The sequence below is a fragment of the Carboxylicivirga sp. genome, assembly GCF_982718395.1.
Genome location: NZ_CEXQWX010000193.1, coordinates 1 through 10,603 on the forward strand (window position 1 = coordinate 1; position 10,603 = coordinate 10,603).

The window sequence follows — 10,603 nt, forward strand, 5'->3', positions numbered from 1 at the left end:
CCTTTACTTTTAAGCTGTACCTGTGCTACACTTTCTGCTGAAAGTTGCAACGAAAAAACAAGTATTAGTATCAAACTCAGCTTCATAACGCGTAATAATTTACGTATGGAAGGGGTATACCACTCCCATCTCTGATTTTTTTTCATACTTTTGTTTTATGATTTATAAACTGGCATTGCTTCGCAGCAATGCGGTTAACGAATGGCAGGAAATACTGGTACTATTTCCTGCTTTTTTATTGTTCTATAATTATGGTTTCTCCCTCTACTTTAAATTTAACATTGGTGATTCTTTCAATTAAACTGATGGCGTAATTAATGCTTTGATCACGTTTAAATGCCCCGGTAAATCTTAAATTCTTAATATCTGGTTCGGTAAAGAAGAAACTAACATTATACCACCGTCCCAACTGCTCCGTCAAGTACTTTAAGTCAGCATTTTCAAATTCAAAAACACCATGAATCCATGCAATGTGTACCGATGCATCTACCTGATTAACTGTAATACCATCCTGTCCCTTATTGATTATTGACTGCTGATTGGGTTTTAAAATTGTTGCTTCATTAAGGTAATCAACTTTAACACTACCTTCCACCAGGGTAGTCGATATAAAAGGTTGATTTTCATAGCTTGACACATTAAACATTGTTCCAAGGGCTTTTACTTTTGTGTCATTGGCATATACCGAAAACGGTGCTTCCTTATTGTGAGCCACCTGAAAACAAGCTTCGCCTTTAAGCAGATAGACTTCACGTTTATCGGAACCAAACTGCACAGGATAACGTAACTGCGTATCTGAATTTAACCACACTTGTGTGCCGTCTGATAAAGTCAAAGAATACTCTCCTGCCCTGGGCACGTACACCTCATTATAAATTAGCTTATTACTCTTATTTACAGGATCACTTTTATAGCTGAGGTTATTATCTGAATCTTTTAAAATTTGTGTTCCATCCTTTTCATCCAGTAGTTGTTCCCCATCATTCTGAAGCTCAACCATCATCCCATTGGCCATTGTTAACGATGCCTTTTTACTGCCCACTTCAGCCAACTGCTCAAAATTATAATGGTGCACAGGTTCAACCTTTGATACCTCATTAAAAATAAACCAGGTACCCAACAACCCGACAACCAAAATTGCTGCGGCATAATAAGCCCAATCAGGTAACAGGCGAGCTTTTTTCTTTGGTGTGATTTGTTTCGATATGTTACTCCAGGCTCTTTCTTCCCTAACCTGGTTTTGAAACGCCAGACCTCTGCTATTGGTATATAGTCGTCTGTACTTGTTGACGATATTAATATGCTCAGGATCATTATTCAGCCAGAGCTCAAAGTCCCTCTGCTCATCAACTGTCAGCTCACCCCGATGATAATTAATTGCCCACTCCAGTATTTTGTTATCATCTACCTGCATATTAAATCAACTATTTTAGTGCATTAATAATTACTCCTGCTATATTGACGATACAGAATATCAAAAATGGGTGACACTTTTTTGTGCAAATTTTAAAACTTTATCTGTTTATGGCTAAAATAAGCTTAATGAAAGAGTCAATCAAGTATTTAAAGTAACGGATCTGCATGATTTAGGGGATAACCGAAATATATTATTGCATTCATTGGCAATCACATTTAAGATTTTCTTCTTCCAACTCAAGCCATTGAGGCTTCACCTTTTTGCCTGCAGCTCAAAAAGGTTAGAAAAAAGCCGTCGACTAAAGCACTCGCTTACCCATATTGGCAACGTTACAGGAAAAATTTAAAGATTAAAATAGCATGCTCCAAATTTTTCATTCCTCCACTTATGCCTATGGGTCCCAAGCTGCGTTGCTTATGTCGATATAACGTAAAAAAACAACATTGTTTTAAAGATGCGACAGCCAATTTCCCTGGTAGCTATTGGAACAAAGTTGCGGCGGGGTGAAGAGTGATTATTATGCATTATACACAATGCACCGAACACTAAAATTGTGACTAGTAATCATCAGATCCAAGACTAATTAAAAGTATGTCATTAAATATACCTGATTAACTATGGAAGCATCAGGAGAATTATAACATCAAGAGAAGAACGCAGTCTTTTTAAAGCCCTTGAAAAAGTAGTTTTAACAGTATTAACAGACACGCCTAATTCTTCAGCCACTTCCTTATATTTCATATTTGAAAACACTATGCTTTCAAAAACAAGCTTTGCCTGGGGCGAGAGCTTATCTATTTCGGTATATAACTGTTTCTTCTTTTGTTCCAGTTCGCTATTATCGTCGTAATTCTCTTCTTCCAACTCAAATTGCTCATCAATGGGTTCAAGTCTGTACCGGTTTGTATTTCGAAGGTGGTTCAGGGAATTATTTTTAACTGCCCTGAAGAGGTAGTTTTTAATTGTTGAAGTTATTTCAGTTGCTTTACCACTTTCCCAGAAATTGATAAATACGTCCTGAACGATATCTTCAACCTTATCAAATGAATCAATAAATTTAAGGGCATATACACACAAGGGGGTATAGTACATGTCGAATAGCTGTCGCAAACCCGATTCATCTCCAGCTATTAACTTCTTTTTAATGACCTCTTCCTGTAGATTCATAGACGCCGCCAAATTAATAAAACACTCAGTTTTGACAAAACAAATGTTTTATCAATAACTGTATTAACAAGACAATCAGCAATTAATAATCACAGAATTCGAAAGTGACTTTAGGCTATGTGAATTGCTCTGCATTATACAACGATATAAGTTTATATCTGCACACTTACTGTTGACATAGTAAAATTAAGGTGTATATTCTGATATAAATAATACCGAATACGAATCAAAACGATTGATAAAAAACAATCTGTGATTCTGTTTCGGCATTAACCATTGTTATAAGCAAAGTGCTTTATCAATCACTTTGTTATACAATTGGTATAAGTTGGATATAACTAAAACTTAAAAGATGAAGATTGCAGTTACGGCAGCAAATGGTCAATTGGGTTCGTCAATTGTTGATGAGCTAAAAAAAGAAATTGGCAAAGACAATGTTATTGGAATAGTCAGATCACCTGAAAAGGCTTCTCACCTTGGCGTTGAAATAAGAAAAGGTAATTATAACAGTCTGGATAGTTTTAAGATCGCTCTAAAAGGTATTGATAAAGTATTGCTTGTTTCTGGTATGGACAAGCCTCAGAATAGAATTCAACAACACAGAAATGTTATTGAAGCTGCCAGGCACAATAGTGTAAAAAAAATAGTGTACACAAGCATCGTTGGTAATGAAGCTGATACTTCATTCAGTCCCATCGTAAAAAGCAATCGCCAAACAGAGGATGATGTGTGTAAATCCGGCTTGCAATGGGCTATTGGCAGAAACGGCATTTACATAGAACCCGATCTGGAATATATTGACACCTACGTAAAAGAAGGCGAAATCAGAAACTGTGCCGCTGATGGTAAATGCTGTTATACAAGTCGTTCAGAATTGGGAAATGCATATACACAAATGCTTTTGAACGACAATCACAATGAACAAACTTATAATCTCGTAGGTGAAGGCATAACTCAAACTCAATTGGCCGAATTGATAAATCAGGTATTCAATACAGACCTGAAATACTCAGAGATGTCTGTAGAAGCGTATAGAAAAGAGCGTCAGGCAGAACTTGGTGATTTCCTTGGAACCGTCATTGCCGGGATATATGAAGGAATAAGAAACGGTGCGAATGACGTGGCTTCCGATTTTGAAAGAGCCGCAGGCAGACCTCATAAGTCCGCATTAGAAATGATCAATGAATTTAAAACAAATAAGGTAATGTCCTGACTCTGCCTTACGTATTAATTTATTCCTATTTAAATACAGATATGCAAAAGACCGGATTTGAAATACTTATTTTTCTTCTACTAGTTCAATGTAATTGTATAATTGCCCAAACAAGCAACCAGAAATCACTACTCAATTCTGGAGTTATTGAAGTCGATGACAGCCGCCTCGGCTATGTGGCACTAGGTGAAGGTATACCGTGTTTAGTAATCGGTTCATCTGTTTATTATCCCCGAACCTTTTCTAATGAATTACGAAAACACCTGAAAATGTATTTCGTGGATATGAAATGGTTTGCCAAAGGCTATAATGCAGAAGATTTAAATACCGTAGATATTTCATCTATTGCGAATGACGTGGAACAGATACGATCTGCACTTGGTCTGGAGAAACCAATAATCTTGGGGCACAGCATACATGGAACCATTGCAACCGAGTACGTCAAACAATATGGCAATCAAGTTTCGGGATTAATCGCTGTTGGCTCTCCCTGCGAATGGGGTAATGCTGTTTATCATGAAAAGGCAACAGCACTTTGGGAAACTGCCTCAAAGGAAAGAAAAGAACTTCAGGAACAAAACTGGGGAAAAACAAATGAGCTGGACCGACTGACCGGGCAGGAAGAAGCCTCTGCCCGATATAATAATATGTCGCCACAATATTGGTATAATCCTCGCTATGACGCCAGTTGGCTTTGGGATGATATGACGGTGCATTCGGAAGTTACGCAGCATCTGTTTACCAAAGTGTTTCATGATTATAACATGTTTGAACCGGCAATTCCCATTAGTGTCCCCGTGTTTCTTGGGCTTGGTAAATATGACTATGTGATCCCCTATACACTTTGGGAAACTGAGTATAAAAATATCCCTGACTTCACCCTGGTTCTGTTTGAAAAAAGTGGGCACACACCGCAATTGGAAGAGAGTCAACTGTTCGACAAGGAACTTATTGATTGGATAACGCTTAAATTCAGGTAGATCATAAATGTATTTGTATGTTTACGGTTGAAATGTTCTTTTAAAGGATCTGAAGAACTATATCAATCTGTACAAAAGCCTGAATCTCATGAATAAAAACACGAAGCAATTATTGATCTTGATTGGCATGTTTATCATTGCCATTGCTCTTTGGGATACTATTGTTATTTATCCAATAAAGATTTTTGTGGTAATGCTCCACGAAATCAGTCATGGCTTAATGGCTGAGTTGATGGGTGGCGATATCATAAAAATTGAAATTAACCATATGATCGGAGGATCTTGCACCTCTACCCGCCCCCCCGGTTTTTGGCCTTCATTTATGATTGCCAGCGCAGGTTATTTAGGCAGTTTGATCTGGGGTGTCATTATCTTCCTGACCGCTTCACACACAAAGTATATTCGACTATTAGCTGCAATTATAGGTATTGGCTCTCTTATCATTACCTATTATGTCATTAAATCAGGAGAATTGTTTGGCATCCTTTTCTGTGCCGGATTTACTCTATTTATGTTTGCATCGGTTAAATACCTGCCGCTTTCTATCCTCGAATATCTGTTAAAGTTTATTGGTTTGACAAGCAGCCTCTATGTGATACTCGATATCAAATCGGATTTAATATCACGAAGTGGGATTGGCAGCGATGCTGATCAAATTGCTCAAATGACAGGAATCCCGTCTGTAGTAATTGGTATTACCTGGATGCTTATTGCCATTACTATTGTTTATTATATGTTGAAATACAGTATATCAAGAAGAAAATAAGCGTAAACTTTAATTCCACACTGATGATTAAAATTATAACATATAAACCTTAGACAAATGGAATGGGAATATAAAATTGTTTTTATCAACGCAAAGAAACGAACCAGCACTGGATTGCCTGATGAAATAAACGAAGAGTTTGATAGGTATGGTGCTGATGGTTGGGAGCTTGTAAAAGTTGAGCCCAAACTAGACGGTGGATTTATGGCCTTCGGATTTGGTTGGATACATCAAACAGTTGGATATGTAGCATTCTTTAAAAGACCAAAAAATTAAAGTCAATGCTATCAAGATTGAACGCAGTGGAATAGCTACATGAATCCAAAAATCAACAAGCGGGCTTTATTGGTGAGGTTTTTGCTTAGATTTCACCCTGAATTAAGAATAAAATATGACTCGAACATTACTTACAATATTGATTTCAATAACACTCATGTCTCTCTCTGGTTTCTCTTATCAAAACCGTGAGGTGAAAGGTGAAATTGTTGGATGGGACTCTACCAGATGCGGTGACTGTGGTGGATGGATGATTGACATTAATAACTGCCTTTATTTAACAGACTCAATTCCTAAAGGAATTATAGAGAAAAGATCGAATGGATTTGATATATTACCACAGAAGGTTTATTTAAGATATGAAATTGTGAAACGTGGAATGCGAAACCGGATTAAAATAACTTCGATTAGAAAAAGAAAATAGCGGTACATTATATCCGGTTTACTTCATTAAGTATGATAAAATCAATGGACAACAATGTGTATTTTTAATTGAGGGTGGAGAAACGGAGATACTGGTTACAAGTATGTCCAAACGAACCTTCCGAGTTAAACTAATGAGTATTGCACCTCTTAGCATAAAAATCTTGACCAATGTATAAGTCGTCGCCCGACTGATAGGCATTAATGCAATTTAGTCGGGCGACGAGTATTATAATGAAGTTAGTGCTATAAATTATATACGGTTACAGTTGTGCTTCAATAGCTTTTTGCAGATTGCTAACGGTATCTGTCGTTAATCCTTCCGAGGTATAACTTACCTGACCGTCTTTGCCTATTACAACATGTCCGGGAGATATTTTAATTCCGTAAGCAGTTACAATGTCTTTGCAATTAGGGATCACTTTATATGAAAACGGATTGTCTTTCAAAAATTTACGCAAGGACTCTTCTGAATCAAGTGCCATTCCTAAAAACACAATATCTTGTCCTTCAAAACCTGCTACCATATTATTTAAGTCTGGTATTTCCATGGTACATGGTTTGCAATCAATAAACCAGAAATTGACAACAATTACCTTTCCGATTAAATCCTCCAGATTATAATAATTACCATCCAGATCCTTCACGTTAAATGGTATCGCACGTTTATCCTCATGAGAATAATCTGCTGGTATATTTGCATCTACCGAAAATTCGCAGGCATCCACTGCGTCTGAATAATCAGAAACCGCTGCATAGTTATCTGCTGGACTCTCAAAACGTTGATTGCTAAAATTACAATGTTCAGTTTGGGCTATTGCACTCCATGTGAAGGCAAACAAGGCTAAGGTTACTACATGTTTCATATTCGTTATTTTTAATCAATTAATTACATTGACAAAATAACAGGCCTCAAATTAAAAAACAGGTTAACACTTGGTTAAAACTCTATGAATCAATGTTAGTTAAGGTTAATCCAGGTTAATGGGGTATGATCTGTCCCTTTCTTTTAAACGATTGATTAGATTGAAATGCGGGTTTCTATATTTATAGTTTCAGAAAAAGAGGGTGTCCGAAAACAAGCATTTAAAACTACATTACTTACGAATTATTACTTAATCACCTCATCCTGACCTTTCCGCTCTGGCGGAATAAATCCTCCTCGAGGAGAAGGAATAGAGTCATTCGACATTTATAAGCTCTTAATCAGTGCACTAACACTCATTTATTGAGCACTTCCTCTCCTTTAGGTGAGGATTGAGGTGAGGTGTTAAGCTATTAAATATCACACATTATTAGTTTTCTTTTATAATTTCCTGGTTTTCGGACACCCTCTTTAATGATCTTCTACAATAATTATTGCAAATCCTGTGTTATTTAAGCATCGATTGCGCCATTTCTCTTAACATTGGCAATCTTTCCAGGTAGGGATTCTTAGTGCTCTTCCCTATTTCTTCTGCCTTATTAAAATATTCCTCAGACTTACTTTCATCTTTTAAAGCGGCATACACCAATCCCATTTGAGCATTGTTAATAAAGGAGTTGTTAATACGAATGGCCAGCAATCCCCATTCTTCAAGTTTTAGGTAACTATCATGCTGTTTCAGCCATTTAAGGGAGCCTAATATATGTGATATTTCCATATCATCCTTATTCTTCTCATACACCTTAACCAACTCCCCTGCCGTTTCAATGTACTTCTCTTCATTTTGAGATGTATAATAATAGTGGTTATCCAGGCTTAAACTTAGTTCTTTATCAACATCAACTCTCGTTTTCAACACTTTTTTGGCCGAACGGTATTCTTCTTCCGTTTTAAACCTTGTATACCTGAACTCACCAAGATACACGTCCGTAATACACTTGGTTACTTTCTCAACTCCAATAACCTTATTAAAACGTTCCCGATTCTTTAGCAAGTACTGAAATGCTTCGCTATCTGATTGTGTGCCATACTCAGGAATCATATTCAATAACGTTTCTGATATTTGATCTTCAGCAGCCAAAACAAAATACTTATTGAAAACTTCTTCGATTTCTTTGCTTAGTTCTCTTGACTTTAGATGAATCAGGTATTGAAACAGTTCATCCTTTCCCAGTTCATTCTGCTTATATTTAGCCTTCAACTCCTCAAAGTTATCGTTTACAGTCAGCACTGATTTTCCAAAAGCGATTAAAGCCGGAGCATCAAGACTTGAAGTCATCTTTTTCACTACTTCGCCATCAGGCGTTAAAAACATCAATGTTGGATAACCTGATACTGAATACTTTTCGCGTATTGTTGGTCCCTCTCCTTTCTCGGCATCAATTTTAAAACTTATGAAGTTTTCGTTGAAAAAATCACCTACTTCTGCTTGCGTAAAAACAGTTTTAGACATCTTTTTACAAGGTCCACACCACGAGGTATAAACATCTACAAATAGCTTTTTATTCTCTTGCTCTGCCTTATCCAGAGCTTCCTGAAAGGTGCCGTGAAAAAACTTAATTCCGTCTTCTTGAGCATTGGCTGAAATAGTAATGATGGTTACCATCATTAACAAAAATGTACTTCTCATTTGTTAAAATTTTAAGAATTATTAAAAAGTTGAATGTCAATGTTACATGACACATCAATACTTTATTAAGGTATAGCAGAACCTATAAACCTGAGTTCGATTTAAATTTTAAAAATCAGGCAATTAAGGTGTAGAAGAAACTATAAATCAGATGTAAATTACTACACTGCTTTAGTAAATTTAAATGGGGTTTATTTTAAAAAATTAACCAACCTCCCTATAACCATTCTCAGGCATAGGAAGGATTAGTTTATCTATTAAACAAGCATTGCTCCTAACGTGGATTTTGAACAAGCAAATCATTCATCGACATAATATCGAGTGGTATGGCTAACTGATACCTCAAGTCATCAGGGCTTATCTCTTTCTCAGCCCCGTTAATAGTCCGTTTAAAAGTGACTGCAGTTTGTGGATCTTTACCCAATCGTTTCAGGTCAAAAAAGCGCTTACCATGATACATCAGTTCTTTACGACGTTCGCTAAGTACCAGAGCTAACGTTTCTGCATCATTTACATCATCATAAGCAACTGGTGTATACAATGGTGTCATATGGCGACGCTTTTGCAATTCGTTGATTAAATCAATGGCTTTATTTTTTTCATTGTTCCGAATATACCCTTCCGCCAATCCTAAGAGTACTTCTGTAGTTGTAAAACCCGGATTAGGGAAGATATTGCTAAAATAATCATTGAATAAATATTTGTCACCATCAGGAATCGCCAGATACGTTAAACGTAAATCCTTTGTTTTATCAAAAGTAGCAACCAAATCATCACTTAGATATGCACCTCTTAAAAAATCATATGGCCCGCTAGGCAATTGAAAATAGAAGTGCTCAGGGTTAAATAATGGTATAATCATAAATGGAGAAGGTAAGGTATTATAATCTAATATTGCAGCTTCAATTGGTAAGCGTTCAAAAAACTTCTCTCCATAATTTATTAAATCCGTATACTCCTCCATAAAAAGGGCAACACGCATCTTAAGCGCGTATACTGTATTCAGATCACCATGAAATTTAGTAGCATTCATATTTGTCGACTTCTGTCCTTCAGCTTCTTCCATTAGTTTCTCTGCCTCATCCAGATCGGATATAATTTGGTCATAAATCTCCTGTACACTGGCTCTTGGCTTTTGTTGAATAATTTGTGCTTCAAGCAAAAGCGGTACAGCTAAATCATCGTCTGCCGTTGCTTTATCATACACGCTACCATACATATTAGCCAACTGAAAGTAACTGAAAGCTCTGAATACCAAAGCCTCTCCTTTCACATAGCTTTTTAACAATTCATCACCTTTAGCCTCATCAATCTCATTGATGATAATATTACAATCAGCTATTTCTTTATAAGCCTGTTGCCATAAAAAGTCAATCTCTTCCGGATTAAAGTAATAATCGGCCCAAGAGTAGGCATTAAACTGCCATGAGTCAAATGAATTAATACGTGCATCATCAAAATAAACATCATCGCTTGCAATGGCATATGATACCGGTGCACTTCCCGTAGTCCGGGCATTATTTAATAATCCCTGGTAGTGTTCAACAGTTTCGGGCACAACGACACCTTTAGGTGTTACATCAATAAAATCGTCACAAGATGCCAATATCCCAATGGCCAGTATATATGTGATTATTCTTTTCATAGTAATCAATTTAAAATTTAGTCTTTAATGATATCAGTAAACTCTTCGGATTTGGTAAAGTACCCAATGGTATTGTCGGGTCTATATCCATTTCATTGGCTGTCCACATCCAAATATTATTGGCCTGTAGCATGATATCAATATTCTGAAGCTTAGGTATT

The 10,603-nt window shown here is 36.5% G+C and carries 10 protein-coding genes; 5 read left to right on the forward strand and 5 right to left on the reverse strand.

The window, feature by feature from the left end; all coding sequences use genetic code 11:
- Positions 1 to 235: 235 nt before the first annotated feature.
- On the reverse strand, positions 236 to 1,414 hold the full coding sequence (locus AC4MRQ_RS22530; protein WP_491199983.1) for a FecR family protein: 1,179 nt from the start codon (positions 1,412 to 1,414) through the stop codon (positions 236 to 238).
- Between the two features lie 618 nt (positions 1,415 to 2,032).
- On the reverse strand, positions 2,033 to 2,584 hold the full coding sequence (locus AC4MRQ_RS22535) for an RNA polymerase sigma-70 factor (protein WP_491199984.1): 552 nt from the start codon (positions 2,582 to 2,584) through the stop codon (positions 2,033 to 2,035).
- Between the two features lie 352 nt (positions 2,585 to 2,936).
- Here AC4MRQ_RS22535 and AC4MRQ_RS22540 point away from each other — a divergent pair, with 352 nt between their 5' ends.
- The 5 genes from AC4MRQ_RS22540 to AC4MRQ_RS22560 all read left to right on the forward strand — a co-directional run bounded on the left by AC4MRQ_RS22540 (position 2,937) and on the right by AC4MRQ_RS22560 (position 6,243).
- Entirely contained in the window at positions 2,937 to 3,797 is an 861-nt protein-coding gene (locus AC4MRQ_RS22540; RefSeq protein WP_491199985.1) for an SDR family oxidoreductase, read from the forward strand.
- Positions 3,798 to 3,838: 41 nt separating this feature from the next.
- Complete coding sequence (locus AC4MRQ_RS22545; protein WP_491199986.1) at positions 3,839 to 4,777, forward strand: alpha/beta fold hydrolase; 939 nt, start codon at positions 3,839 to 3,841, stop codon at positions 4,775 to 4,777.
- A gap of 88 nt (positions 4,778 to 4,865) precedes the next feature.
- Positions 4,866 to 5,543 (forward strand): M50 family metallopeptidase, encoded by a 678-nt coding sequence (locus AC4MRQ_RS22550; protein ID WP_491199987.1) that lies wholly within the window; start codon positions 4,866 to 4,868, stop codon positions 5,541 to 5,543.
- Between the two features lie 57 nt (positions 5,544 to 5,600).
- Entirely contained in the window at positions 5,601 to 5,819 is a 219-nt protein-coding gene (locus tag AC4MRQ_RS22555) for a DUF4177 domain-containing protein (RefSeq protein ID WP_491199988.1), read from the forward strand.
- Between the two features lie 115 nt (positions 5,820 to 5,934).
- A complete protein-coding gene (locus AC4MRQ_RS22560) occupies positions 5,935 to 6,243 on the forward strand; it encodes a hypothetical protein (RefSeq protein WP_491199989.1) in 309 nt (102 codons plus the stop codon).
- A gap of 262 nt (positions 6,244 to 6,505) precedes the next feature.
- Here the strand turns inward: AC4MRQ_RS22560 and AC4MRQ_RS22565 are convergent, their stop codons facing one another.
- The 3 genes from AC4MRQ_RS22565 to AC4MRQ_RS22575 form a co-directional block, all read right to left on the reverse strand.
- Complete coding sequence (locus tag AC4MRQ_RS22565; protein ID WP_491199990.1) at positions 6,506 to 7,108, reverse strand: peroxiredoxin family protein; 603 nt, start codon at positions 7,106 to 7,108, stop codon at positions 6,506 to 6,508.
- Positions 7,109 to 7,615: 507 nt separating this feature from the next.
- Positions 7,616 to 8,797 carry a thioredoxin family protein gene (locus AC4MRQ_RS22570; protein ID WP_491199991.1) on the reverse strand — a complete coding sequence of 394 codons (1,182 nt, stop codon included), beginning with the start codon at positions 8,795 to 8,797 and terminating at the stop codon, positions 7,616 to 7,618.
- 274 nt (positions 8,798 to 9,071) lie between these two features.
- Complete coding sequence (locus AC4MRQ_RS22575) at positions 9,072 to 10,442, reverse strand: RagB/SusD family nutrient uptake outer membrane protein (protein WP_491199992.1); 1,371 nt, start codon at positions 10,440 to 10,442, stop codon at positions 9,072 to 9,074.
- Between the last annotated feature and the right edge of the window lie 161 nt (positions 10,443 to 10,603).